This window comes from Sinorhizobium prairiense, from assembly GCF_029201645.2.
Lineage (GTDB): Bacteria > Pseudomonadota > Alphaproteobacteria > Rhizobiales > Rhizobiaceae > Sinorhizobium > Sinorhizobium meliloti_A.
The window spans coordinates 1,740,604-1,766,322 of the sequence record NZ_CP104131.1 but is presented as its reverse complement, the minus strand read 5'-3'; the positions used below and the strand labels follow the sequence as shown (position 1 = coordinate 1,766,322).

The 25,719-nt window shown below is 61.6% G+C and carries 22 protein-coding genes, 4 tRNA genes and 3 pseudogenes; 17 read left to right on the top strand and 12 right to left on the bottom strand.

Annotation, left to right across the window (positions count from 1 at the left end; genetic code table 11):
* Positions 1 to 5: 5 nt before the first annotated feature.
* From N0Q91_RS11185 to N0Q91_RS11160, 6 genes and pseudogenes are all read right to left on the bottom strand, one after another.
* Positions 6 to 269, bottom strand: a complete 264-nt coding sequence (locus N0Q91_RS11185) for a hypothetical protein (RefSeq protein WP_375341938.1) — start codon at positions 267 to 269, stop codon at positions 6 to 8.
* A pseudogene (locus N0Q91_RS11180) lies at positions 197 to 1,270 on the bottom strand (acetyl-CoA carboxylase biotin carboxylase subunit); the annotation flags it as partial. The pseudogene N0Q91_RS11180 and the gene N0Q91_RS11185, both read right to left, overlap by 73 nt.
* A gap of 12 nt (positions 1,271 to 1,282) precedes the next feature.
* A complete protein-coding gene (gene accB / locus N0Q91_RS11175) occupies positions 1,283 to 1,759 on the bottom strand; it encodes an acetyl-CoA carboxylase biotin carboxyl carrier protein (RefSeq protein ID WP_003533074.1) in 477 nt (158 codons plus the stop codon).
* Positions 1,760 to 1,782: 23 nt separating this feature from the next.
* Positions 1,783 to 2,229, bottom strand: a complete 447-nt coding sequence (aroQ, locus tag N0Q91_RS11170) for a type II 3-dehydroquinate dehydratase (RefSeq protein ID WP_018094891.1) — start codon at positions 2,227 to 2,229, stop codon at positions 1,783 to 1,785.
* 129 nt (positions 2,230 to 2,358) lie between these two features.
* Positions 2,359 to 3,125 (bottom strand): annotated as a pseudogene (locus N0Q91_RS11165) (DsbA family protein).
* 53 nt (positions 3,126 to 3,178) lie between these two features.
* Positions 3,179 to 3,328: a hypothetical protein gene (locus N0Q91_RS11160; RefSeq protein WP_100672227.1), complete on the bottom strand. Its 150-nt coding sequence runs from the start codon at positions 3,326 to 3,328 to the stop codon at positions 3,179 to 3,181.
* Positions 3,329 to 3,353: 25 nt separating this feature from the next.
* Between N0Q91_RS11160 and N0Q91_RS11155 the strand changes: the two genes are divergently transcribed.
* Positions 3,354 to 4,511: a pyridoxal phosphate-dependent aminotransferase gene (locus tag N0Q91_RS11155; protein ID WP_100672228.1), complete on the top strand. Its 1,158-nt coding sequence runs from the start codon at positions 3,354 to 3,356 to the stop codon at positions 4,509 to 4,511.
* A 419-nt stretch (positions 4,512 to 4,930) separates the two neighbouring features.
* Here N0Q91_RS11155 and N0Q91_RS11150 read toward each other — a convergent pair whose 3' ends face one another.
* Together N0Q91_RS11150 and N0Q91_RS11145 are read right to left on the bottom strand one after the other, a co-directional pair.
* The gene (locus N0Q91_RS11150; RefSeq protein ID WP_100672230.1) at positions 4,931 to 5,146 is read right to left on the bottom strand and encodes a hypothetical protein; all 216 of its coding nucleotides are present in this window, start codon (positions 5,144 to 5,146) and stop codon (positions 4,931 to 4,933) included.
* Between the two features lie 163 nt (positions 5,147 to 5,309).
* The gene (locus N0Q91_RS11145) at positions 5,310 to 8,093 is read right to left on the bottom strand and encodes an Rne/Rng family ribonuclease (RefSeq protein ID WP_275598080.1); all 2,784 of its coding nucleotides are present in this window, start codon (positions 8,091 to 8,093) and stop codon (positions 5,310 to 5,312) included.
* 758 nt (positions 8,094 to 8,851) lie between these two features.
* Between N0Q91_RS11145 and N0Q91_RS11140 the strand changes: the two genes are divergently transcribed.
* The 3 genes and pseudogenes from N0Q91_RS11140 (at position 8,852) to prfB (ending at position 14,130) form a co-directional block, all read left to right on the top strand.
* Complete coding sequence (locus N0Q91_RS11140) at positions 8,852 to 10,084, top strand: N-acetylmuramoyl-L-alanine amidase (protein ID WP_275598079.1); 1,233 nt, start codon at positions 8,852 to 8,854, stop codon at positions 10,082 to 10,084.
* Between the two features lie 364 nt (positions 10,085 to 10,448).
* Positions 10,449 to 12,901, top strand: a pseudogene (locus N0Q91_RS11135) (penicillin-binding protein 1A).
* Between the two features lie 97 nt (positions 12,902 to 12,998).
* Positions 12,999 to 14,130 (top strand): peptide chain release factor 2 gene (prfB, locus tag N0Q91_RS11130; protein WP_100672234.1). Its coding sequence is split into 2 segments (ribosomal slippage): positions 12,999 to 13,067 and positions 13,069 to 14,130, totalling 1,131 coding nucleotides; the frame shifts between segments, so codons are not numbered across the junction.
* A 245-nt stretch (positions 14,131 to 14,375) separates the two neighbouring features.
* Here the strand turns inward: prfB and N0Q91_RS11125 are convergent.
* On the bottom strand, positions 14,376 to 14,876 hold the full coding sequence (locus tag N0Q91_RS11125) for a hypothetical protein (protein ID WP_275598078.1): 501 nt from the start codon (positions 14,874 to 14,876) through the stop codon (positions 14,376 to 14,378).
* Between the two features lie 87 nt (positions 14,877 to 14,963).
* On the bottom strand, positions 14,964 to 15,737 hold the full coding sequence (locus N0Q91_RS11120; protein ID WP_018094900.1) for an NAD kinase: 774 nt from the start codon (positions 15,735 to 15,737) through the stop codon (positions 14,964 to 14,966).
* Positions 15,738 to 15,931: 194 nt separating this feature from the next.
* On the opposite strand from N0Q91_RS11120, the gene N0Q91_RS11115 reads away from it, so the two are divergent.
* Positions 15,932 to 16,007, top strand: a tRNA-Thr gene (locus N0Q91_RS11115).
* A gap of 105 nt (positions 16,008 to 16,112) precedes the next feature.
* On the opposite strand, the gene N0Q91_RS11110 is transcribed toward N0Q91_RS11115, so the two are convergent.
* Positions 16,113 to 17,054, bottom strand: a complete 942-nt coding sequence (locus tag N0Q91_RS11110) for a LysR family transcriptional regulator (RefSeq protein ID WP_275598077.1) — start codon at positions 17,052 to 17,054, stop codon at positions 16,113 to 16,115.
* 199 nt (positions 17,055 to 17,253) lie between these two features.
* Here N0Q91_RS11110 and N0Q91_RS11105 point away from each other — a divergent pair, with 199 nt between their 5' ends.
* The gene (locus N0Q91_RS11105; RefSeq protein ID WP_018094902.1) at positions 17,254 to 17,874 is read left to right on the top strand and encodes an FMN-dependent NADH-azoreductase; all 621 of its coding nucleotides are present in this window, start codon (positions 17,254 to 17,256) and stop codon (positions 17,872 to 17,874) included.
* 108 nt (positions 17,875 to 17,982) lie between these two features.
* On the top strand, positions 17,983 to 18,267 hold the full coding sequence (locus N0Q91_RS11100) for a hypothetical protein (RefSeq protein ID WP_100672240.1): 285 nt from the start codon (positions 17,983 to 17,985) through the stop codon (positions 18,265 to 18,267).
* Here the strand turns inward: N0Q91_RS11100 and N0Q91_RS11095 are convergent.
* A complete protein-coding gene (locus N0Q91_RS11095; protein WP_275598076.1) occupies positions 18,257 to 19,132 on the bottom strand; it encodes a TrmH family RNA methyltransferase in 876 nt (291 codons plus the stop codon). The two genes, N0Q91_RS11100 and N0Q91_RS11095, sit on opposite strands and share 11 nt — an antisense overlap.
* Before the next feature lie 215 nt (positions 19,133 to 19,347).
* Between N0Q91_RS11095 and N0Q91_RS11090 the strand changes: the two genes are divergently transcribed.
* From N0Q91_RS11090 to rplA, 10 genes are all read left to right on the top strand, one after another.
* Positions 19,348 to 19,432: transfer RNA gene (locus tag N0Q91_RS11090), tRNA-Tyr, on the top strand.
* Positions 19,433 to 19,455: 23 nt separating this feature from the next.
* Positions 19,456 to 19,529: transfer RNA gene (locus tag N0Q91_RS11085), tRNA-Gly, on the top strand.
* 261 nt (positions 19,530 to 19,790) lie between these two features.
* Entirely contained in the window at positions 19,791 to 20,966 is a 1,176-nt protein-coding gene (gene tuf / locus N0Q91_RS11080; RefSeq protein ID WP_100672242.1) for an elongation factor Tu, read from the top strand.
* A 326-nt stretch (positions 20,967 to 21,292) separates the two neighbouring features.
* Positions 21,293 to 21,958, top strand: coding sequence for a hypothetical protein (locus tag N0Q91_RS11075; protein ID WP_275598075.1), 666 nt, complete (start codon positions 21,293 to 21,295; stop codon positions 21,956 to 21,958).
* A gap of 124 nt (positions 21,959 to 22,082) precedes the next feature.
* Positions 22,083 to 22,976: an NAD-dependent epimerase/dehydratase family protein gene (locus N0Q91_RS11070; RefSeq protein WP_275598074.1), complete on the top strand. Its 894-nt coding sequence runs from the start codon at positions 22,083 to 22,085 to the stop codon at positions 22,974 to 22,976.
* 223 nt (positions 22,977 to 23,199) lie between these two features.
* Positions 23,200 to 23,275, top strand: a tRNA-Trp gene (locus N0Q91_RS11065).
* Between the two features lie 183 nt (positions 23,276 to 23,458).
* The gene (gene secE / locus N0Q91_RS11060; protein WP_003536180.1) at positions 23,459 to 23,659 is read left to right on the top strand and encodes a preprotein translocase subunit SecE; all 201 of its coding nucleotides are present in this window, start codon (positions 23,459 to 23,461) and stop codon (positions 23,657 to 23,659) included.
* Positions 23,660 to 23,675: 16 nt separating this feature from the next.
* Entirely contained in the window at positions 23,676 to 24,206 is a 531-nt protein-coding gene (nusG, locus tag N0Q91_RS11055; RefSeq protein WP_003536182.1) for a transcription termination/antitermination protein NusG, read from the top strand.
* Positions 24,207 to 24,422: 216 nt separating this feature from the next.
* Positions 24,423 to 24,851: a 50S ribosomal protein L11 gene (rplK, locus tag N0Q91_RS11050; RefSeq protein ID WP_018099703.1), complete on the top strand. Its 429-nt coding sequence runs from the start codon at positions 24,423 to 24,425 to the stop codon at positions 24,849 to 24,851.
* A 4-nt stretch (positions 24,852 to 24,855) separates the two neighbouring features.
* Positions 24,856 to 25,554 carry a 50S ribosomal protein L1 gene (gene rplA, locus N0Q91_RS11045; RefSeq protein WP_018099704.1) on the top strand — a complete coding sequence of 233 codons (699 nt, stop codon included), beginning with the start codon at positions 24,856 to 24,858 and terminating at the stop codon, positions 25,552 to 25,554.
* The last annotated feature ends 165 nt before the right edge of the window (positions 25,555 to 25,719 follow it).

Here is a 25,719-nt window from a genome sequence, read left to right as displayed (position 1 = left end):
GTTGATCAGGTCCTGAAAAGGGGAAGAGTCGTCTTGATGCCGTCGATGACAAATTCATCGAGTACGCGGCGCAGCCGCATCATGCATTCGACGCGCGTCCGGCCGTGGACGATCAGCTTACCGATCAGGCTGTCATAGTAGGGGGGATGCGGTAACCCTGATAGGCGCCGCTGTCGACGCGCACACCGAGGCCGCCCGGGGCGTGGAAATGCGTGATCGTGCCCGGAGAAGGGACGAAGGTGCGCGGATCTTCGGCATTGATGCGGCATTCGATGGCGTGACCGGAGAAGACGATATCTTCCTGCTTGGCAGAGAGGCCGGCTCCGGACGCCACGCGAATCTGCTCGTGCACGAGGTCGATCCCGGTGATCGCTTCGGTAATCGGGTGTTCGACCTGCAGGCGCGTGTTCATCTCGATGAAGTAGAACTCGCCGTTCTCGTAGAGGAACTCGATCGTGCCGGCGCCGCGATATTTCAACTTCTTCATCGCCTCGGCGCAGATTTGACCGATCTTCATGCGCTGTTCGACGTTCAGGGCCGGGGAATTGGCTTCTTCCCAGACCTTCTGATGGCGGCGCTGCAGCGAGCAGTCGCGTTCACCGAGATGGATCGCATTGCCCTCGCCATCCCCGACGACCTGGATTTCGATATGGCGCGGCTTGCCGAGAAACTTCTCCATGTAGACCGCGTCGTTGCCGAATGCGGCCGCCGCTTCGGAACGTGCCGTCGCAACCGCGTTTTCGAGTTCCTCCTCGGTGCGGGCGACCTTCATGCCGCGGCCACCGCCACCCGCCGTCGCCTTGATCAGCACGGGGAATCCGATCTGGCGGGCGATCTCCAGGGCGTTCTCCGGCTTCACTTCGCCATCGGAGCCCGGAACCACCGGAATGCCGAGTTCTTCCGCCGTCTTCTTGGCGGTGATCTTGTCGCCCATGAGGCGGATGTGCTCGGCAGTCGGTCCGATGAAAGTGATGCCGTGCGCATCGAGGATATCGGCGAACTTCGCGTTCTCCGAGAGGAAGCCGTAACCCGGATGCACCGCATCCGCACCGGTGATCTCACAGGCGGCAACGATCTGATGGATGTTCAGATAGCTCTCGCGCGAAGGCGGCGGGCCGATGCAGACGCTCTCGTCGGCGAGCCGGACATGCATGGCGTCGCTGTCTGCCGTCGAGTGCACGGCCACGGTCGCGATGCCGAGCTCCTTGCAGGCGCGCAGGACGCGCAGAGCAATTTCGCCGCGATTGGCAATGAGGATTTTCGAGATCATCGCCACCGTGCCCTATTCGATCACGATCAGGGGTTCGCCATATTCGACCGGGGCGGCGTCCTGCACGAGAATTTCCGTCACCTTGCCGGAGCGGGGGGCCGGAATCTGGTTCATCGTCTTCATTGCCTCGATGATCAGGATCGTCTGACCTTCCTTTACCACCGCACCGACTTCGATGAAGGGGCGGGAGCCCGGAGCCGGGGCGAGATAGGCGGTGCCGACCATGGGGGCCGTCACTGCGTTCTTGGCATTGTGACCGCCTTCGGCGGCACCCTGGGGCGCACCAGCCGGCTGGCCGGCGGCGATGGCGGGCGGCACCTGGTAGGCGGGCATCGCCGGCATGGACATGGCAACAGGCGTGCCGTTCCGCGAAACGCGGATGCGCAGATCGTCCTGCTCCACTTCGATCTCGGTGAGGTCGGTATCGTTAAGGATATTGGCGAGATCACGGATCAGCGCCTGATCGATACCCGGTTTCTTTTCAGCCATGGGATATGAGCCTCGTGTTCTTCTTATTTGGATTTTTCCGTCAGGTTCTTTAGCGCATGCAGCGCCAGAATGTAACTCTGTGCGCCGAAACCGCAGATAACGCCTTTGACGGCTGGTGCGATCATCGACTTGTGCCGGAATTCTTCGCGCGCATGAATATTGGAAAGATGCAGCTCCACCACGGGGACGGTGATCGCCCGAATGGCATCGTGCATGGCGATGGAGGTGTGTCCGTAGGCGGCGGGATTGATGGCGATGCCGACTGCCTTTTCGCCAGCCTCGTGTAACCAGTCGACCAACGTGCCTTCATGGTTCGACTGCCGGAAGTCGACGTCGAAGCCGAGGTGTCTGGCCTCCTCCTTGCACATCGCTTCGATGTCGGCAAGCGTCTTGCCGCCATAGATACCCGGTTCGCGTTTGCCGAGCGCGTTCAGGTTTGGGCCGTTCAGCACAAAGATAGTCGAAGGCATAAGGGAATCCGGTCCGGTGATGGAGGGTTACCTATAGACTGATGGTTCCCCGAGGAAAAGCCCCCTGGGTACCCGCGGGCTTTGTCCACAAGTCGTGCTGTTCCTATAGGGGCGGTGGCCGGCCGGCCGTCAGCAGACGGTCTTGCCGCACGCACGCATGTTGGCGACCTTCTGTTCGATCTCTGGCGCCCCGACAGCGCCGAAGACCGCCTCGTTGCCGACGACGTAGGAAGGCGTTCCCGTGATGCCGAGCTCGTTGGCGAGCGTATAGGCTTCGCGCATCGAGGCATCATACGGCCCGTCATCCATCTTTTCGCGCAACTGCGCTTCCGTCACGCCGAGCTTGGCCGCAACGGCGATCGCGGTTTCCTCCGTCGCGCGCTCCTCTCCCCGAGCAGGGCGCGATGGAAATCGCCGTATTTCTCTGGTGCGATCACGCGGAAGGCAGCGCTGACCTTGTGGGCCGCGAGCGAGTCCGGCCCGAGAATTGGGAGCTCCTTGAGAACGAAGCGGACATTCTTGTCCTTGGCAAGGATGTCGTCCATGTCGGAGAGAGCCCGTTTGCAATAGCCGCAGTTGTAATCGAAGAACTCGACGATCGTCACATCGCCGTCCGGATTGCCGAGGGCAATGTCGTAGGCAGAGTTGAAGATCGCCTTCTTGTTGTCGGCGATTGCCGCCTGAGCGGTTTCCTGCTGCTTGGCCCGCTGCTTGGAGGTGAGAGCTTCCTGCACTTCCAGCATGATCTCCGGATTGGCGAGCAGGTACTCCTTGATGAAGGCGCCGAATTCCTCCTTCTGCTTGGCATCGAGCGCCGCCGCGGGACCGGGCAGGGCGACGCCGGCAGCAAGCGCGATCAGGGATGCTGCGGCAATCATCTTCATCTTGAGCGTCATTCTTTCCTCGTGGTCTGCTGTTCTATGTCGGTCGTAGGCTCCGCACGCTTGCGTCAATGCGCCAGTTTGAAGACGACGACAAGTCCCGGCTTGCGCCGACTGGTTGAAGCATAGGGCGTGGCGGAGGGAAACGAAACGGCAAAATCGGCCGAATTGCGGCGTTCGCGGACTTGTGAAGCCGCGAGCGATGGTGCAAAGGGCATCAAGAAACTCGCGAGGACCGTTCTTTTGGCACAGATGTCGAAACGCAGCGCAGTCGAGCCGTTCCACGCCATGGATGTGCTGGCCGAGGCCACGCGGCGGCGCGATTCCGGCCACCCGGTCATATCCATGGCGGTCGGTCAGCCCGCGCATCCGGCGCCGAAAGCGGCACTCGATGCAGCAAGGAGGGCACTCGATCACGGTCGGCTCGGCTATACGGACGCTCTTGGCACACTCTCCCTGAAGAGGGCGATTGCCGCTCACTATCACAGCCGACACGGCATCACGCTCGATCCGCAGCGGATTGCGGTGACGACCGGATCGTCGGCCGGGTTCAATCTCGCTTTTCTCGCCCTGTTCGATCCGGGCGATCGCGTGGCTATCGCCCGCCCGGGCTATCCCGCCTATCGCAACATCATGGCCGCGCTCGGGCTCGAAGTGGTCGAGATCGAAGCCAATGCCGATGCCGGCTTCACTTTGACCCCGGACAGCCTGGAGCGCGCCGCCGCACGGGGCGGAAAACCGCTGAAGGGCGTGCTTCTCGCAAGCCCGGCGAACCCGACGGGAACGGTGACCGGCAAGGCGCAGCTGAAGGCGCTCGCCGATTATTGCCGGGACCACTCGATCGCCTTCATTTCCGATGAGATCTATCACGGCCTTACTTTCGCCGGGGAGGAGACGACGGCGCTTGAAGTCGCCGACGACGCCGTCGTGATCAACTCCTTCTCCAAATATTACTGTATGACCGGTTGGCGCATCGGCTGGATGGTTCTGCCCGAGGCGCGGGTGCGTGCCTTCGAGCGCATCGCGCAGAGCCTCTATATTTCGCCGCCGGAGCTGTCACAGATTGCCGCGGAGGCGGCTCTCGGCGCGCATGAGGAGCTCGACGGCTACAAGCGTGCCTATGCCGCGAACCGAGCATTGCTGCTCGAACGGCTGCCGCAGATCGGCTTTTCGATCGCCTCGCCGATGGACGGCGCATTTTACGCCTATGCGGATGTCAGCCGCTTCACCAATGACAGCATGGCCTTCGCCCGTCGGATGCTGGCCGAGATCGACGTCGCGGCAACGCCCGGCTTCGACTTCGATCCCGTCGAAGGGCATCGCACCATGCGCTTTTCCTATGCGGGCGCGGCTATCGAGATGGAGGAGGCGATGAACCGCATCGCGCGCTGGCTGGCCTAAGGCTTATCGAGATTCGGGCCGCCCGCGGCGCTTGTTTGATTTCCTCATTCCTGTGCTTGTCACAGGAATGAGGGTAGCGCCGCGTCTGCGGCGCGGGAAGCGTTCTTTCAGCCCAAGGACTTGATCTGGCTGGATTCCTGTGACGAGCACAGGAATGAGGGACCGGGGATGTGCGGCTACTACATCGAAGCGAAGCGGGACGCTGTATACGGGCGTGACCCGGGACCTCCGCGCCGCCTCGCTATCTTCACGGCACCCTCTCTACCCTCATCCCTGTGCTCGTCACAGGGATCCAGCAGCGCCGCGTCTGCGGCGCGGGAAGCGTTCTTTCAGCCCAAGGACTTGGGCTGGCTGGATTCCTGTGACAAGCACAGAAATGAGGAAATCAAACAAGCCGTCGCGGGTAGTTGCGCCGGGTTTTACCAGTTGCCGGGGTCTGCGGTGTGATCGACACTGGCAAACTCATCTGCCTCTTTCCGGTCCAGTGTCAGGTTGGTTGCGAGCTTCGTTTCATCCGTGACCGAATAATGCAAAGGGGCCGGCCCGTTGGTCAGTTGCTGATACATGAGCAAGGCAGCTTCCTCGGCAGTGTCGGCTTCAAACTCTTCCGTAACGATGACTGTGAACTTGTGCATGGCCTCGTCCTCCCTCTGGAAAGTATAGAGCGGGATAAGGAAAACTATGTGCGGCTTTCCGTCCGGAAAGGGCGGAGTTTTTCAATGGGGCAGCTCACACCTGAGCCGCCACACGTCCCGGCCATGAAAAAGCCCGGATCGCTCCGGGCTATTTCTTTGCTTCTTAGAAGAAACCGCGGCGCTGCCACCAGCCGCCCTTTTTGGGTTTTGCCGGCTCCTCTTCGCCCTCGCTTTTGCTGGACGTCACGACCGGCTCGGTAGCGATCGCCGACAGATCCCGGTTTGCGCGCGCAGGCTTTGCGCCTTCCAGATCGGCAACAGCTTCCTCCACCGCCTCAGGGGCGGCTTCGGGTGTTTCGGGTTGGGACTCGACGGCCTTCTCGGCTCCTTCGTCGACACTCTCGGCCGGCGCCTCGGCCTTGACTGCTTTCTTGCGGCTGCGCCGGGGTTTTGCCGGTTTCGGCTCCTCCGCTGCTGCCTCGACGGCAGCGGCTGCCGCGATATCCGGCGACGTCTCCTCGGCTGCCGCGGCTGGGAGGACTTCCGCCTCCGCGTCGTCACCGGCCGCTTCGCCGGCTTCTGCAGCCACGCCGGCCTCGCCCTCGGCTTCAGCAAGTTCATCCTGACGACTGCGGCGGCCGCCACGCTTGCCGCGGCGACGACGCTTGCGCTTCTGCTCGCTATCGCCATTCAGGGCATCCGTGGCGTCGCCTTCATCCTCGGCATCGTCCACGGCGCCTTCATCGCCGGTCTCGTCCTCAGCCGCGTCGGCGGCCTCGGCGAAGGCTTCGTCCGCCCCCTGACCCGTGCCCTTGCCGCGCCGGCGGCGACGACGCTTGCGCTTGCGGCCGCCTTGCTCGTCGGTCTGACCCTTTTTCTGGTCCTGACGCTCGGCAGCAATCTCTTCCGCTTCCTCTTCGTCGGTCTCCTCCTCGACGAGGACCTCTTCTTCGTCTTCCGGCTCCGGCTCGAACTGCAGGATCTGGTCGATCCTCACCGGATTTTCGACCGGTTCACCGCGATCGATCGCGAAGTGCTGCGCACCGACATGGGCGTCCGCTTCGATGAAGATGGAGACACCGAAGCGCTGTTCGTAGTCCGTGATCGAGCTGCGCTTCTGATTGAGCAGGTAGAGCGCGATATCGGGTGTCGTGCGCACGCTGATGTCGTGCGTGGTGTTCTTGAGCAGATGTTCCTCGATGCCGCGCAGAACATGCAGGGCAACGGAGGATTGCGAACGGATATGGCCCGTGCCGTTGCAGTGCGGGCAGGTCTGCATCGTGCTTTCCAGCACCGAGGCGCGAATGCGCTGGCGAGACATTTCGAGCAGGCCGAAATGCGAGATGCGGCCGACCTGGATACGGGCCCGATCGTTCTTCAGGCAATCCTTGAGCTTTTTCTCGACGGAGCGGTTGTTCCGCTTCTCTTCCATGTCGATGAAGTCGATCACGATCAGGCCGGCAAGGTCGCGAAGGCGCAATTGCCGCGCTACTTCCTCGGCTGCCTCGAGATTCGTCTGGAGAGCCGTATCCTCGATCGAGTGCTCGCGCGTCGAACGACCGGAGTTCACATCGATGGAAACCAGAGCTTCGGTCTGGTTGATGATGATGTAGCCGCCAGACTTCAGCGTCACCTGCGGCTGCAGCATGCGATCGAGCTGCGCTTCGATGCCGGAGCGGGAGAAGATCGGATGCACGTCGCGATAGGGCTGCACGACCTTTGCGTGGCTCGGCATCAGCATCTTCATGAAGCCCTTGGCTTCCTTGTAGCCTTCCTCGCCCGATACGACGATCTCGCTGATGTCCTTGTTGTAGAGATCGCGGATCGATCGCTTGATAAGGCTGCCCTCCTCGTAGACGAGGCAGGGGGCAGTCGAGTTCAGCGTCAGCGTGCGGACGTTCTCCCACAGCCGCATGAGGTATTCGAAGTCACGCTTGATCTCGACTTTCGTGCGATTGGCCCCGGCGGTGCGCAGGATCACACCCATTCCCTGCGGCACGTCGAGACCGCGGGCGATCTCCTTCAGACGCTTGCGGTCCTGCAGGTTGGTGATCTTGCGCGAAATGCCGCCGCCGCGCGCCGTGTTCGGCATGAGAACGGAGTAGCGGCCTGCGAGCGAAAGATAGGTCGTGAGTGCCGCACCCTTGTTGCCGCGCTCTTCCTTTGCGACCTGAACCAGCAGGATCTGTCGGCGCTTGATCACTTCCTGAATGCGGTATTGCTTGCGCGGCTTGCGGATATGACGATCCGCCACCTCTTCCATGGCATCTTCGGCGCCGACGGATTCGATGATTTCCTTTTCGCCGTCGTGATTGTCGTCGTCATCGTCGTCGTCACGCTGACGACGCGCGTCGATATCCTCGGAGATCGAATCGGTATCGACCACCGCGGCCATTTCGTTCTTGTCGCCTTCACCGTCTTCCGACGGGCCGCCTTCAGGCGCCACGGGCTCTTCGCCGGCCTTCGGCTTTGCGCGGCGGGTACGCTTCGGCTTGGCCTTGGCCTTCGGCTTCTCCGCAGCGGTCTCTGCGGCCTCGGCGGCTTCTCCGGCTGCCTCGGCGGCTTCGGCCTGTGCCACGACTTCGGCAACCGTATCGCCGGCCGGCGCGGATTTCTGTTCCGCCACGGTGTCGTTCGGCTCGTCATCGTCGCGGCGGGCCTCTTCGGCTTCCGCCTTCAACAGGGCCTGACGATCGGCGAGGGGGATCTGGTAGTAGTCGGGATGGATTTCGGCGAAGGCCAGAAACCCGTGGCGATTGCCGCCGTAATCGACGAAGGCCGCCTGGAGCGACGGCTCCACTCTGGTTACCTTCGCCAGGTAGATATTGCCGCGGATCTGCTTCTTATGTTCCGATTCGAAATCGAATTCTTCTATGCGGTTCCCGCGTACGACAACGACGCGCGTCTCCTCTGAGTGAGACGCATCGATAAGCATTTTCTCTGCCATCTAAGCTGTGCTCCTCGGCGCGGCGGGACGACAGACAGAGTGCCTTTTTCAAGAAGGCTGTCGAAGACGTCGGAGGCTGCGCCGGATATGAAAGGTCCTGTTTGGCGCAGGCGATGGTGCAGCAGCCAGACGGCAGCCGGAACGCTGGGGTCCCGGGGCCGCTCTACTTCTGACCGATACTGCTGAGTCACATCAAAGACCAAACAAGAATGCCAATGTCCTGGACCTCTGGAAGAGGCCCGATGAATGCGCCCGCTTGCGGGCATCCGGTGAAATTCACCATCAAGAACTCCGGCCACCGCCGGAAATTTGCGAACCAGTATACGGAGGAGGAAATGCGGCGACGGCGGATGAATTCCTGCGGCCGCGGAAGCTTGATACGGTTGCAACCGGTTGTTCCGGCTCGATCACTCCCTGGCGCCAAGCTCGTCTAAAAGCTCCGGCTGCCCGGCCGACGATTCTATCCCGTCAACACTTTCTCCTTGTGACGCTTTTATGTTTTCCATGTCACATTGGCAAGGGAAAAGCCTTTGCCGCCACAATATTGATCGATTCGCTTGCGCGGGTGTAACCGGACCTTCAGGAGAAGACAGCGCCGGCTGACGGGCGGTGCGACGGCCTCCGCGTCAAGCTTTGGTTAACCCTGAGGGTTCATTGGTTGAGGGGCGGATAGGGGGTGCCGGGGAGACCTTCGCCGGCACGTTGATTGGATGAATGCGGGGTTTCAGGTGAGGCGTTCGGCGACTAGGCTGTGTTCCATGGAGGCGATCGGGCGTCGTCGCGGTATGCGCGTGCTCGTCGCTGCCTTTGGTGCCGTTTTGCTTCTCTTGTCGCCCGTGGCGGGCGTGCGCGCCGGCGAGCCGGTGCCTCTCCTCGCCTATGCCGCGCGGATTGCCGGCGACGATGCCCGCACGCGCTTGGTCATCGAGTTCGATCGCGAGCCGGCCTTCTCCATCCACTACGTCGCCAATCCTTTTCGCGTCATCGTCGATCTGCCGGAAACGTCGTTCGGACTGAAACCGGAGAGCCTGCAGCCTCGCGGGTTGTTCGACGCCATCCGCTACGGCGGAATGGGGGCAGGGGCCTCGCGGCTTGTGCTCTCCGCCAAGGGGCCGACGGAGGTGACCCATGCGGAAGTGAAGCCGGTGGAGGACGGGAAGGGCTTTCGCCTCGTGCTCGATGCGGAGAGGATCGGCCAGGACCGCTTCGACAAGCTCCTGGCCGAGCAGCAGTGGACAGGCACGGTGCCCTCCGCCAAGACCGACCGGCCGGCCGCCGCGCCACCCCCGAAGGCCGGCGTCTTCGTGGTTGCGATAGATGCCGGCCATGGCGGAATCGATACCGGTGCAATCGGTGGCGTCACGAAAACCGAAGAGAAACACGTGACCCTGGCCTTCGCGAAGGAGCTGGTGGAACGGCTCAATCACGAACCCGGCATCGAGGCGTTTCTGACGCGGGAGCGCGACGAATTTCTCTCCCTCCCTCAACGCGTGCAGATTGCACGCCAGCGAGGCTCCAACCTGTTCATTTCGGTTCACGCCGACACATTACGGCAGAAGGATATTCGGGGCGCCACGGTCTACACGATCTCCGACAAGGCGTCCGACCACCTCGCAGCCGATCTTGCCGCACGCGAGAATCTCTCCGACGAGATTGCCGGGATTCCGCTTGAAAGCGAGCCGGCCGAAGTCGCGGATATCCTCATCGATCTCACCCGCCGCGAAACGCAGGCTTTCTCGGTCAACCTCGCCCGAAGCGTCATTTCCTCGTTCGAAGGGCAGATCAAGCTGATCAACAATCCGCACCGCCATGCGGGGTTCCGGGTCCTGCAGGCGCCGGACGTGCCCTCGGTGCTGCTCGAGCTCGGCTTCCTGTCGAACAAGGAAGATGAGAAGCAACTGCTCGATGCGGAATGGCGGAAGAAGGTATCCGCGCTGCTTGCAGACGCCGTTCAGCGCTACCGGAACACCGCGGTTGCAAACGGCGGTTGAATGCGCAGGGCATTCCGGGATCGCTGATCTCGTCCCAGCCCGGCGCCACGGAATGGGGATGTGATTTGTGTCGAGCCGGTAACAGCGATATGCTTTTCAGCGGATGCGCACTGTATAATCCGGTAACAGCCCTATTTTACTCACAATCCGGGCCCCTTAGGGGGAGGGCGTCCCGATTTGTGGGAAACGGTGTTGATGCTTCAGGTTCCTGGCCATATGAGGGAGCCCAAACGCGTGTAACTGAAAATGCCGGACGATTTCTTTGGAAGAGTTTGGCGAAGTCGGCTTCCTTTCGCGGAAAACGAGCGTTCGGGCACTCGGCGACCTCGCAATGGGACGATAATTAGATACCGGTACCTGACTGATGATCAGACTGATTGGATATTTTTTTGGCATTGGTGCGTTTCTGCTGCTTGGCACAGCCGCGGCCGTCGCGATCTATCTCGGCGGCATCACCAAGGACTTGCCCGACTATGAGGTGCTGGCCAATTATGCGCCGCCGGTGACGACGCGCTTCCATGCGGGTAACGGCGCGCTGATGGCCGAATATGCGCGCGAGCGCCGGCTGTATCTGCCTATTCAGGCGATACCCGATCGCGTCAAGGCCGCATTCATCTCGGCGGAAGACAAGAATTTCTACCGGCATCCGGGTGTCGACGTGACGGGCCTTGCGCGCGCCATCGTCGTCAACGTGCAGAATTTCGGCTCCGGTCGGCGCCCGGTCGGAGCTTCGACGATCACCCAGCAGGTCGCCAAGAATTTCCTTCTGAGCTCCGACCAGACGCTCGATCGCAAGATCAAGGAAGCGATCCTCTCCTTCCGCATCGAACAGGCCTACAGCAAGGACCGCATTCTCGAGCTCTATCTCAACGAGATTTTCTTCGGGCTGAATTCCTACGGCATCGCCGGGGCGGCGCTGACCTATTTCGACAAGTCGGTGACGGAACTGACGATTGCCGAGACCGCCTATCTTGCGGCCCTGCCCAAGGGGCCGGCCAATTATCACCCGTTCCGCGAGGTCGAGGCTGCGATCGAGCGCCGCAACTGGGTGATCGATCGGATGGTCGAAAATGGATACGTCACCAAGGCTGACGGCGAGGAGGCAAAGCAACAACCGCTCGGCGTCAAGCCGCGGCGCGGCGGCGCGCACCTCTTCGCCTCCGATTTCTTCGCCGAAGAAGTGCGTCGTCAGATCATCCAGAAATACGGTGACAAGGCCCTTTACGAGGGCGGGCTTTCCGTGCGTACGTCGCTGGATCCGCGGCTGCAGATTGCGGCGCGCAAGGCGCTTCAGGACGGGCTTTTGAACTACGACGAGCGGCGAGGCTTTCACGGTCCGGTGAAGACAATCGAGATCGGCGGCGACTGGGGCGAGCCGCTGAGCAAGATCCCCATGCTCAGCGACGTGCCGGAATGGAAACTGGCGGTCGTGCTCTCTGTAGACAGCGAAGGCGCCGAAATCGGCGTCCAGCCGGAAAAGGAAGTCTCGGGCAAGATCGTGCCTGAACGGGTGACCGGGCGGATTGCCGCCAAGAACATGCAGTGGGCCTATCGCTCCGCGGGCGGAAAGCGCAAGAACGCCAAGTCGCCGGAGGGGGTCTTCGGGCCGGGGACGTCGTCTATGTCGAGCCGTTGCAAGAGGCCGGCGAATATCGGCTGCGCCAGCCGCCGAAGGTTCAGGGCGGATTGGTCGCGATGGACCCGCATACCGGCCGCGTGCTGGCGATGGTCGGCGGGTTTTCCTACGGACAGTCCGAGTTCAACCGCGCGACTCAGGCGATGCGCCAGCCCGGTTCCGCCTTCAAACCCTTCGTCTACGCGGCCGCCCTCGACAACGGCTATACCCCGGCATCGGTCATTCTGGATGCGCCTATCGAGATCGTCGCGGGCGGTCAGGTCTGGCGGCCCGAAAACTACGGCGGCGGCTCTGCCGGACCGTCGACGCTTCGCCTCGGCATCGAAAAATCGCGCAACCTGATGACGGTCCGGCTTGCCAACGACCTGGGCATGAACATCGTCGCCGAATATGCCGAACGTTTCGGGATCTACGACAAGATGGCGCCGCTTCTTGCGATGTCCCTCGGTTCCGGCGAAACGACGGTGCTGCGTCTCGTGTCTGCCTATGCCGTCATCGCCAATGGCGGCAAGCAGATCAAGCCGTCGCTGATCGACCGGATCCAGGACCGTTACGGCAAGACCATCTTCCGCCACGAGGACCGGGCCTGCGAGAATTGCAATGCCGACCATTGGGAAGCTCAGGAAGAGCCGGTGCTGATCGACAATCGCGAGCAGGTCCTCGATCCGATGACCTCCTATCAGATCACCTCCATGATGGAAGGCGTAGTCGCGCGGGGGACCGCGGCAGGCAAGATCAAACTCGATCGCCCTGTCGCGGGCAAGACCGGCACGACCAATGACGAGAAGGACGCCTGGTTCGTGGGTTACACTCCCGACCTCGTCGCGGGGCTCTATCTCGGCTTCGACGACCCGGCACCGCTCGGGCGCGGGTCGACCGGCGGCGGCCTGTCGGCGCCGATCTTCAACGCCTTCATGCAGAAGGCGGTGGAGGGTACCCGTCCCGGCAAGTTCGTGGTGCCGGAAGGCATGAGCCTTATTCCCGTCAACCGCAAGACCGGCATGGCGGCCGTCGAGGGCGAGCCGGACACGATCATCGAAGCCTTCAAGCCGGGCACCGGTCCTGCGGACACCTTCTCGGTCATCGGCGACCTCGACGAATATGCGCCGCCGGAAGAAATATTGAGAACCTCTCCGCAGGCCAACCAGGCGGTAACCTCCGGCTCCAACGGACTGTTCTGACCCTTTCCATTGCACGCGGTGCCCGTCGCCTTTACATCGGCGGCGGGCACCGCTATTTGACCGTCACGTTGGAAAAGTCACCTGAAGAAGCAGGATCATGCGCAGCGAAATCGAGAACATCGTCGACGAAATCAAGCAGGCCATAAGCCTGCTGAGGAGGCATCTTTGACTGGGATCAGGCGGTAAGACGACTGGACTGGTTGAACAACAAGGCGGAAGATCCGTCGCTCTGGAACGATGCGGCCGAGGCGCAGAAACTGATGCGCGAGCGCCAGCAGCTCGACGATGGCATCAATGGCCTGCGCCGCTTCGAGCAGCAGCTCAACGACAACATCGAGCTCATCGAACTCGGTGAAGAGGAGGGCGATTCGGCGATCGTATCCGAGGCCGAGGAAGCGCTTCGCCAATTGCGCGGCGAGGCGGCGAAGAAGCAGGTCGAGGCCATGCTTTCGGGCGAGGCCGACCAGAACGACACTTATCTCGAAGTCCATTCGGGCGCCGGCGGCACGGAAAGCCAGGACTGGGCGAACATGCTGCTTCGCATGTATACGCGATGGGCCGAACGCCAGGGCTACAAGGTCGAGCTCATGGAAATCCAGGACGGGGAAGAAGCAGGCATCAAATCCGCTACGCTTCTCGTCAAGGGGCACAATGCCTATGGCTGGCTGAAGACGGAATCGGGCGTGCATCGCCTCGTCCGCATTTCTCCCTATGACAGCAACGCTCGCCGCCATACGTCCTTTTCGTCCATCTGGGTCTATCCCGTCGTGGACGAATCGATCCAGATCGACATCAACGAAAGCGATTGCCGGATCGATACCTACCGCTCCTCGGGCGCCGGCGGTCAGCACGTCAATACGACCGATTCGGCCGTGCGCATCACCCATATGCCGAGCGGCATCGTGGTGCAGTGCCAGCAGGAACGCTCGCAGCACAAGAACCGCGCCAAGGCATGGGACATGCTTCGCGCGCGGCTCTACGAGGCTGAACTGAAGAAGCGCGAGGAGGCCGCCAACGTCGAGGCGGCGTCGAAGACCGATATAGGCTGGGGTCACCAGATCCGCTCCTACGTCCTTCAGCCCTATCAGTTGGTGAAGGATTTGAGGACGGGCGTCGAAAGCACCAGCCCGGGCGACGTGCTCGACGGTGAACTGAACGAGTTCATGGAGGCAGCCCTTGCGCATCGCGTCAGCGGTGGCGCGGATGCGGCCGTCGACGACCTGAGCTGATTGCCGTTGCCCCGGTGTTGAGGGGGCGAGGGGAAATTCCTTTCGGCATGCGCGGCATGCGGTCTGCGCTGAAAGCCGCCCCTCATCCGGCCTGCCGGCCACCTTCTCCCCGCAAGCGGGGCGAAGGGAACTCGCGGCAGGGCCCCAGTCCCCTTCGCCACCGCATCCACAAGCATGGCGGATTCGGTTAATGACAAGTTATAAAGGTGCTGGCAGGCGGATGAGGGGGCGAAGTTCGGTGCCCCTCAATTCGTCGCGCGCTCGATCTTGATGTCGCCGAGCTCGTCGATGAGGACCGTCCAGGTCTCGGGCTCGGTCGCGCCCGCTTCGGTCTTCAGATAAACCGTCGCGAACATTCCCGGCTGCGGCGTGATCCCTGTCGAGGTTTCGGGGCGAATATCGGTGACATAGGGTTTCAGCGCCGTGAATTCCTCCAGTTCCGCGGAGGAAACCACCTCGGGACCGGTCGGAGTGGAGGCGATCTGCTGCAGATGGACCTGCGCGGTGCCGTCCTCCTGTCGAACGGCAATCAGTTTATAATAGCCGCGCCGCCCACCGGGTGCCGCAGTCTTCGCATTCTTGTCATCATCCCTGCTTTCCTCCGGCTGCGGCGCGCCGCCGCTCTCCTCCCAAAAGCCCGTGCTCGTCACGAAGATGACGTTCGGGGGCAGGAGGCCATTGTCCTGAGCGAAAAGCGCGCCTGAGGGCAGGGTCAGGCAGAGCGCTATCAGCAGGGCCTTGTGCATTGTGGATATCCTTCGCAACCGAACGCCGGGACCGCGAGGCACGCTACCGCCCGTGATCATACCATATCGGCCGTGCAACGTGTGATTTCAATTGGAAAACTGCTCGGCGAGAATGCGATCGGACCAGGAATGGTCCGGATCCGAAAGGATCCGCGCCGTGAGCTTCTCCGATTCGGCGATGCGGACATGCACGACGGACTTGACTTCCTGGTGGTCTGCCACGGCGTTGACCGGGCGCTTGTCGGCCTCGAGGATTTCGATGTCCACCGTCACGTGATTCGGCAACAGCGCCCCGCGCCAGCGCCGCGGCCGGAATGGGCTGACGGGCGTCAACGCCAGAAGCGGCGCTTCCAACGGCAGGATCGGCCCGTGCGCAGAAAGATTATAGGCGGTGGAGCCCGCAGGTGTCGCCAGAAGCAGCCCGTCGCAGGTCAGTTCGTCGAGCCGCGTCTTTCCGTCTACGATGACCTTCAACTTCGCGGCCTGGTAGGACTGGCGGAAAAGGTAAACCTCGTTGATGGCAAGCGCGGTGAACTTGTCGCCGTTGACGTCCGTCGTGCGCATCTCGAGCGGATGAAATGCATTTTCGTCCGCATTGGCGATGCGCTGATGCAGGTTCTCGGTGCTGTAGCGGTTCATCAGGAACCCGACCGAGCCGCGGTTCATCCCGTAGACGAGTTTGCCGGTATTCATCGTCCTGTGGAGCGTGTGCAGCATGAAGCCGTCGCCGCCGAGCGCGACGATCACTTCGGCCTTGTCCGCATCATGATCTCCATAGAGGGCCCGGAGATCCTCGGCCGCCTTCTGCGCTTCCTCTGCCGGCGATGCGATGAAGGCGAGGGAGTTGAACTTGCGGGCCATGAACTCAGTCCGTCTGTCATTGCGGGGGCAGGGGCGCTTCCGCTTGTTTTCGCGTCAATTTAGGCGAGCGGCGCTATAGACGCCACGGTCGCTTTTTCTGGCACGGCCTCGGCACGAACGCATCCGAAAAATTGGGAGAGGCCGCATTTTTGCTTTACACCGGGAGAGAATATGGTAACTCCCAGCCCTAACGTGCCCTTATAGCTCAGTTGGTAGAGCGGCTGATTTGTAATCAGTAGGTCGGGAGTTCGAGTCTCTCTGGGGGCACCAGAAAACCCTGAAAACAATCCGTCGCCCACGCTTCCTTCCGGTTGCCCCCTTCGCTCCGGCAAGGTTTCGTCGGCATCGAAGTGGCGCAGCCATCCAACCGTCGCATCAAATCTCGAACGACGCGGCCGGCCTCGGGTCGACCTCGCGGCAGCGCTCCAGCGCCTTGATCAGATTTTCCGCCAGAAAGTCGATGAGGGCGCGGGTCGCGGGCAGCAGGCCGTGGCGCGAGGGGAAGACGAGGTGGACCATGACGTTGCCGGAGGTCCACTCCGGCAGGACCGGAACGAGGGCGCCGGTTCGGAAGGCGCGCTCGCAGATATGGTCGGGCAGCAGCGCAATGCCCATGCCTTCGATGGCCGCGCGCTCGAGGATGAGAAAATCGCTGCAGCCGACGATGGGCCGGTGAGCGATCTCGATCGCTCCCCCGGTTGCGTGGACGAGCCGCCAGACATCATTGAGGTGCTGCTCGTTCATCGACAGCGTCGGCATTTGCGAAAGATTGTCGGTCGTGATCTCACCGAGGCGCGCGAGAAGCGTCGGGCTGGCGGCGAGGCGTTGGCGCACTTCGCCGAATTTGCGGACGATCAGCTGGCTGTCGGTGTCGAGCTGGTCGCGTGCGCGCAAGGCCACGTCGATCCGTTCCTCGATGAGATCGATCCGCCGGTTGGAGGCGGTGATCAACAGGCGGACACCCGGATATCGGCGGTGAAAGGCGGGCAGGATGTCGGCGAGCATCGGTGTGAAGCCGATAGGACAGGCGAGCCGGACGACGCCCGTCGGCTCGGCGCGCACTGCGGCGATCTCGGCTTCGGCGGCGGCCACGCCGTCGAGCAGCCCCTGGGCGTGCTCGTAAAAGATACGGCCGATTTCGGTCATTCGAAGCTTGCGCGTCGAGCGTTCGAGCAGACGCACGCCCAATTGCTCCTCCAGGCGTGCGACATGTTTGCTGAGCTTGGATTTCGGCACGTTCAGGTCGCGCGCAGCGGCGCTGAAGCCATTGTGTTTGACGACGGCGGCGAAGAGCGCGATATCGTTCAGATCCTGCATGAGTGCCTCCCATCAAAGGCGGTATCGACGTTCGGTGCGGCTCCCGTCGATTGGAGGGTAACGATTGGAGCTCAGGGGGCCATCTGTCGCGATATAATTGTTTCCCTGGGGAAACGGAATGTCAAATATTCGCTGACTTATCGAATGATTGTTTGCAGATCATATGTGATGCACCGCAACGTAAGCAAAGGTGCTTCCCATGAAAATCCTTCATATCGACTCCGGCATTCTCGGCGAACACTCCGTCTCCCGCCGCCTGACGTCGGCAATCGTGTCGCAGCTCAAGGCCGACCAGCCCGATGCGGAGATCACCTATCGGGATCTCGCATCCGAACGCGTTCCGCACCTGACCGGCGCACAGATCATGGCGCCCGCAGATCTCGATGGTGTCGATGCCGCTCTGGCCGCCGATGTGCGCATCGGCCGCCAGATGCTCGAGGAATTCCTGGCTGCCGACACGGTCGTCGTCGGTGCGCCGATGTATAACTTCTCGATCCCGAGCCAGCTCAAGGCGTGGATCGACCGTCTGGCCGTTGCCGGCAAAACCTTCCGCTATACCGAAGCAGGACCGGAGGGCCTCGCCAAGGGCAAGAAGGTGATCGTCGCCTCCACCCGTGGCGGTCATTATTCGGTCGCCCCGGCTTCCGCCATGGACCACCAGGAAACCTATCTGCGGTCGGTCTTCGGTTTCTTCGGCATAACGGACATCGAGTTCATCCGCGCAGAGGGCCTGAATCTCGGCCCCGACCAGAAGCAGTTCGCCATAGCCGAAGCCGAAAAGACGATTGCTCAGGGCAACGTTCTGAAGCTCGCAAGCTAATCATTCGGCCGGCGCCGTGGCGCCGGTTCGTTGCGGAGGATGCCGGCCGAGCAATCAGCCGGCATTCTCCGTTTCTGATCGGGTCGAAACTGCGCTATTCTGTCGGGCATGAAATGCGTGCGCGCCCTGCGGTTTCTGGCGTTGTCGCTCGCGGCCGTCGCCCTGGTGGCCGGAAGTGTTTCCGCGTCTGCGCCGGGCGGGCGGTGCACCTGTCGTCACCGCGATGGGGGCAAATACGAACTCGGCCAGACTGCGTGCATCCGCATCGGCGACGTCTCCTATCTCGCGCGCTGCGAAATGAACCTCAACGTCACGACATGGAAGAGATTGCAGGACGGCTGCCCGACGGCGGGTCTCGCCGTGACGATCGTCCCGCCGGCACCTATCCCCTAAGATGATGTCTTGCCGCGTACATTGCGATGGCGGCGGCATTCGACACGTTCAGCGACTTGATAGCGCCGGGCATGTCGAGCCGTGCGAGCGCCTTGACCGTCTGCCGGGTCTTCTGGCGCAGGCCCCTACCCTCCGAACCGAGCACCAGCGCGATCTTGTCGCCGACGAATGTGCCTTCGAGCGGCTGCGGCCCCTCCGAATCGAGGCCTATCGTCATGAAGCCGAGTTCGTGGAGCTCCTCGAGGGTGTCGGCGAGATTGGTGATCTGGATATAAGGAATGAGCTCCAGCGCACCCGAGGCCGATTTCGCCAGCACACCTGATTCGGTTGGACTGTGGCGCATCGTCGTAATGAGCGCGCCTGCGTCGAAGGCGACCGCCGAGCGCATGATCGCTCCGACATTGTGGGGATCGGTCACCTGATCGAGAACGAGAATCAAGGGGCAGTCGCGAAGAGCCTCGAGCTTGCGGTGCGGCAGAGGCTGCGTCTCCAGCATCGCGCCCTGGTGAATGGCATCGGGCCCGAGCATGCGGTCGAGCTCCTGCGGCGTTACAGTCTCGGCCGGGAAGGGGAGCGCCGCCAGATCGCCGAGCTCCAGGCGCGCGGCGGCGTTCTGCGTTACCGAGAGGCGGATGATGCGGCGTTCCGGATTGTCGAGGGCGGCGCGGACCGTGTGCAGGCCGTAGAGGAGCACCTGGTCCGGGGCAAGCGCCGGCGGCTTCCAGTCGGCGGGCAGCTTTCCGCGCTTGTCCTGGCGCGGAGTCGGAATCTCCCCGCGTTCGCGCCGGGCGTCCCGGTGCGCACGGCGCAGATTTGCATAATGGGTGTCTTTGGCGCTCTTGTCGCCGGTCTTGTCCTTGCTCATGCCGGTCTTATAGTGAGCTTCGCCTCCGGTTGAAACTGATTTCGGAAATCGCCGCTGCGGTCGGCAGTGGAGAAATTCTGAGAATTTGCATTTCGCCGTGTTGACAGGACGAATGCAGGCGGTCATATACCCGGCGCAGATCGCGGGGCGGCGACAAACGACGCCGGTTCTTACGCGATCTCAAATGCTTGGTCGATTGATCCCGACAGAAAAATGGAGGGATGCCCGAGTGGTTAAAGGGGACGGACTGTAAATCCGTTGGCTCAGCCTACGTTGGTTCAAATCCAACTCCCTCCACCATTCTGCTTCAGGATCGAAGGCCCGCGGGTATAGCTCAATGGTAGAGCAGCAGCCTTCCAAGCTGAATACGCGGGTTCGATTCCCGCTACCCGCTCCAGCTTCTTTTTCAAAGCATCAAAAAAATCCGCTGCACTTCAGGTTTGTGCCGCACGCGCTTGTTTACGTTCTATTTTCCGGCCCGAGGCGTAGCGCTTTGGGTACTTCTGCCGCCGCTTGCCGCTGCCTTTCTGAAGAGGCGAGACCTTGCCGTTCCGGCGCACGCAATTAAGTCTTGCGCAAATGCGACGAAACCCTTAAACGGCTCGACAAACCGGCCCCGCCGGCTGATCCATCCGATTTGACCACAGGAAGCGTACCCATGGCAAAGAGCAAATTTGAGCGCAATAAGCCGCACGTCAACATTGGCACGATTGGCCACGTTGACCATGGCAAGACGTCGCTGACGGCAGCGATCACGAAGTATTTCGGCGAGTTCAAGGCGTATGACCAGATCGACGCTGCGCCGGAAGAAAAGGCGCGCGGCATCACCATTTCGACGGCGCACGTCGAATACGAGACGCCGAACCGTCACTATGCGCACGTCGACTGCCCCGGCCACGCCGACTACGTCAAGAACATGATCACCGGTGCGGCGCAGATGGACGGCGCGATCCTGGTTGTTTCGGCCGCTGACGGCCCGATGCCGCAGACGCGCGAGCACATCCTGCTCGCCCGCCAGGTCGGCGTTCCGGCGATCGTGGTGTTCCTGAACAAGGTCGACCAGGTCGACGACGCTGAACTGCTCGAGCTGGTCGAGCTGGAAGTGCGCGAACTGCTGTCGTCCTACGAATTCCCGGGCGACGACATTCCGATCATCAAGGGTTCGGCTCTGGCTGCGCTTGAGGATTCGGACAAGAAGATCGGCGAAGACGCGATCCGCGAGCTGATGGCTGCGGTTGACGCCTACATCCCGACGCCTGAGCGTCCGATCGACCAGCCGTTCCTGATGCCGATCGAAGACGTGTTCTCGATCTCGGGCCGCGGTACGGTCGTGACCGGCCGCGTCGAGCGCGGCATCGTCAAGGTCGGTGAGGAAATCGAGATCGTCGGCATCCGTCCGACGACGAAGACGACCTGCACGGGCGTTGAAATGTTCCGCAAGCTGCTCGACCAGGGCCAGGCCGGCGACAACATCGGCGCGCTGCTTCGCGGTGTCGACCGCAACGGCGTCGAGCGCGGTCAGATTCTGTGCAAGCCGGGTTCGGTCAAGCCGCACCGCAAGTTCAAGGCCGAAGCCTACATCCTGACGAAGGAAGAGGGTGGCCGTCACACGCCGTTCTTCACCAACTACCGTCCGCAGTTCTACTTCCGCACGACGGACGTGACCGGCATCGTGACGCTTCCGGAAGGCACGGAAATGGTCATGCCGGGCGACAACGTCACGGTTGACGTCGAGCTGATCGTGCCGATCGCGATGGAAGAAAAGCTGCGCTTCGCTATCCGCGAAGGCGGCCGCACCGTCGGCGCAGGCATCGTCGCCTCCATCGTCGAGTAATTCCGGTCGGACCGGACTTCGAACCCCGCGGGCAACCGCGGGGTTTTTCTTTTTGGCCGTTTACCAATCAACGCTTTTGAAGCGGCGGGCGATCTCTTTCGCGTGTGATGTCTGCAACAGTGCTTGCATAGTCCCGCACGCATCGCCCGAATATCCCGGGACCTTGCCGCCGGTCCGTGTTACCTTCCGGTCCTGACGATTTGCCGAATGCGACCTACAGCGCCGCGCGTTTTAGGCGCGCAAAGGTCGCTTGAGCGCTTGAATTGCAGCATGTTTGTCCTCAATCGGCTCCGATTGGCGGAAATATGCAGCAGGATCGGAAGCCAATGAAAAGACGTATTCCCACGCGGCTTGCCGCGGCTGGCATCGTTTTGATCTGCGTCGGGAAGTCCCCGCAATTTGCCTCGGCCGCCGATGACCGCCCGCTTATCTGGTCGCCTTCCAAGACCGGAGCCAACTCCTACAAGTTCCGGTTCGGCGTTCGCCGGACGGGGCGGTGGAACACGTCCGCCGGTGCCGAAGTCTCGATGGACGCCACGCGCTCTGGCAAGATCAATCCACCCGGCGCGCCTGTCCGCCTCTGGGGAACGGCTTCGCGCGGAAGCGGGCGAGGGGCGGTCACGCGTTCCTCTCAGATCAGCGTGGACTACAATGCTTTGCGAGGGGCCGGCAACTTCGGCGCCGGTACCGCGCGCAGCTGGATCGTCACGCCCACGCTCGATGCGGAGGTCCACCGGAGCATCGCTATCCAATGCAACGCCTATGAGAGCCGGTGCAGCGAACCGAAGCTCACTCAATCCGCCAAGCTCGTGTCTCCCGCAAGCCGAACGTCGCTCACCGTGCAGAGCCAGGTTTCGCGTGACGGCGTCAGCGGTGTGAGCCGGATTGGGGTGGAACAGAATTTCGGAAATCTGCGCCTCGGCGCGGCCGTCGCCGATCCGTTGCTGGCGCCGCGCAGTGTGGTCGATGTCCGCTATAGTCTGAAGTGGTGAATCGGAAGGAACACTCGGCGCCACGCACGATCGATCTTGCGCAAGGGCGCAAAGTACCTAACCTACAGAGCGGCGCATACAGCAAAGTCGCTGCAGCACGTCTTCTTCTGCGTGGGGATATATCATGAAAAAGCGAATTCTGTTTACCGGCGGCTCGGGGAAGGCCGGGCGGCACGCCGTGCCCTACCTCATCGAGGCCGGCTATGAGGTGCACAATGTCGATCTCGTGCCGCTCGACAGCCCCGGCGTCACCAATCTGATCGCCGACATCACCGACAGCGGCCAGATGTTCAATGCGCTGTCGATGCACCGGGACTTCCCCGATCTCGACCAGGGCATGCAGCCCTTCGACGGCGTCGTGCATTTCGCGGCCATTCCGCGCATTCTCATCAAACCCGACAACGAAACTTTCCGGGTCAACGTGATGGGTACCTACAACGTCATCGAGGCGGCGGTAAAGCTCGGCATCCGAAAGATCATCGTCGCTTCCAGCGAGACGACCTATGGCGTCTGCTTTGCGGAGGGGCACCGGGACTTCCATCACTTTCCTCTCGAAGAGGATTACGACGTCGATCCGATGGATTCCTACGGGCTTTCCAAGGTGGTGAACGAGAAGACGGCGAGGGCCTTCGCCGAGCGCTCCGGCTTCGATATTTACGCTTTGCGCATCGGCAACGTGATCGAGCCGCATGAATATGCGGACTTCCCGCATTATTTCGCCCATCCGGAGATCCGCAAAAGGATCGCCTGGAGCTATATCGATGCCCGTGACCTCGGCCAGATCGTGAAGCTTTGCGTTGAGAAGGATGGTCTCGGCTTCGCGATATTCAACGCCGCGAACGACACGGTATCGGCCAACACGCCTTCGCGCGAACTGGCCAGGCAGTTCTATCCAAATGTTCCCTTCACGCGCGAGATCGGCGAATTCGAAGGGCTGCTTTCCAATCGCAAGATCCGCGAGGTCCTCGGTTTCAAGGAGGAGCACGATTGGCGGAAATATGTACGGCTGAACGAGTAGATCACGATGAGTTGAGGCGCGTGTAGCGGGCGGAATGCCGCTCACACTTTCCTCGTCCCTCGAGCGGCGTCGCAGCCGCCGTTCGGGCACCCGCGGAGAGGGCGGCCGAAATTTTGTTGATTCTTTTTCTCTTTTGCTGCGAATGCGCTTGAAAGCGTCCGGCAAACTGAATATTAAGCCGCTGACTTGGGATGCAGCCGGTTCGGTTGCGTCGCGGCACCGTAGGGGTATAGCTCAGTTGGTAGAGCGGCGGTCTCCAAAACCGCAGGTCGGGGGTTCGAGCCCCTCTGCCCCTGCCATTCTCCCGATCCTGCCGTGTTGGGATGCGTGGGGAAGGCGGCATTGCCGTCTTTGTATATTCACAAAAAAGACTGGTTGGCTCTTGTGGTTTTCGCAATCGGTCTTTATGTAGGGTCCAAACAGACACGCGGTGCGTGGGGCTGACATGTCGGCTTTACGCGCCGTAATGGCGTGAGCATTATATGGCATCCAAAACAAATCCATTTGCGTTTCTGCAGCAGGTGCGCGCTGAAACGTCGAAAGTGACTTGGCCTTCGCGGCGCGAGACGACGATCTCGACGCTGATGGTTTTCGTCATGGTCTCTTTTGCCGCCGCCTTTTTCTTTGGTGCGGACCAGTTGCTGGGTTGGGTAATGAGCCTGATCCTCAACGTTGGCGCTTGATTGGGTGGAGAGTAGCATGGCTGCGCGCTGGTATATTGTTCACGCCTATTCGAATTTTGAAAAGAAGGTCGCCGAATCGATCGAGGAGAAGGCCAAGCAGAAGGGCCTCACCCATCTCTTCGAGAAGATTCTCGTCCCGACCGAGAAGGTGGTCGAGGTACGTCGCGGGCGCAAAGTCGATGCGGAGCGGAAGTTCTTTCCGGGTTATGTCCTCGTTCGCGCCGATCTGACCGACGAGGCCTATCACCTTATCAAGAACACGCCGAAAGTGACCGGTTTCCTTGGCACGGACAGCAAGCCGGTGCCGATTCCTGATCACGAGGCCGACCGTATTCTCGGTCAGGTGCAGGACGGAGTCGAGCGCCCGAAGCCTTCGGTCTCCTTCGAGATCGGCGAGCAGGTCCGCGTTTCCGACGGCCCGTTCGCATCGTTCAACGGCACCGTTCAGGATGTCGATGAAGAGCGGTCGCGCTTGAAGGTCGAGGTATCGATCTTTGGCCGCGCGACGCCTGTCGAGCTGGAATACGGCCAGGTCGAAAAGGTCTGATAGAGCGTAAGCGAATACGAATGGGCAGGTCGATTTATCGGCTTGTTCGGCGGAGCGATCCGCATCGCGTGGGAGGTTTCCGACCTTAAGCCGGGTCGGTTCATCCGCACCACGCAACCGCAGCCGCCGATCGATCGATCGGCAAATGGCCGGGCAGCCGGCTGATGAGCTCCCTTTTCGGCCTCGCCGCAAAGGAGCAGTGAAAGGCAGAGAGAAATGGCTAAGAAAGTTGCAGGCCAGCTCAAGCTGCAGGTAAAGGCCGGCTCGGCGAATCCGTCGCCGCCGATCGGTCCTGCGCTTGGTCAGCGTGGCATTAACATCATGGAATTCTGCAAGGCGTTCAACGCCGCCACGCAGGAAATGGAAAAGGGTATGCCGATCCCGGTCGTCATCACCTATTACCAGGACAAGTCCTTCACATTCGTCATGAAGCAGCCGCCTGTCAGCTACTTCCTGAAGCGCGAAGCGAAGGTCCAGGCGGGCTCCAAGACCCCGGGCAAGGCCAAGGCCGGCTCGATCTCCAAGGCTCAGATCCGCACGATCGCAGAGGCCAAGATGAAGGACCTCAACGCGGCCGATATCGAAGGCGCAATGGCGATGGTTGAGGGCTCGGCCCGCTCCATGGGCCTGGAAGTGACGGGCTAAGACCATGGCGAAGATTGCAAAGCGTGTACAGAAGTCCCGCGAGGGCATCGATCCGGCGAAGCTCTATGGCCTTACCGAGGCCGTAACGCTGGTCAAGGAGCGTGCGACGGCCAAGTTCGACGAAACGATCGAAGTCGCTATGAACCTCGGCGTCGATCCGCGCCATGCCGACCAGATGGTCCGCGGCGTGGTCAATCTGCCGAACGGCACCGGCCGGTCGGTTCGCGTCGCCGTTTTCGCCCGTGGCGCGAAGGCTGACGAAGCCAAGGCTGCCGGCGCCGACGTCGTCGGTGCGGAAGAGCTCGTCGAAATCGTACAGGGCGGCAAGATCGACTTCGATCGCTGCATCGCGACCCCCGACATGATGCCGCTCGTCGGCCGTCTCGGTAAGGTTCTCGGCCCGCGTGGCATGATGCCGAACCCGAAGGTCGGCACCGTCACCATGGACGTCGCCGGAGCAGTCAAGGCTTCGAAGGGCGGCGCCGTCGAGTTCCGCGTTGAGAAGGCGGGTATCGTTCACGCCGGCATCGGCAAGGCTTCCTTCGATGCCAAGGCGCTCGAAGAGAACATCCGCGCCTTCGCAGATGCCGTGATCAAGGCAAAGCCGACCGGCGCCAAGGGCAACTACGTCAAGCGCGTGGCTGTTTCTTCGACGATGGGCCCCGGCCTCAAGGTCGACCCGGCAACGATCAGCGCTGCCTGATTGACGATTTGACGGGCTTCGGCCCGTAACCAGATTTCCGGCCTTTCGGGGCCGGAAATTCCGGCCTACCGCCCGGAACTCCTGTCCGAGATTGCGGGTGGTTTTACCTTAATCACCTGGCCCGCATGAGACGGGTAAGATCTGAATTTCATGAAGACGCGGACG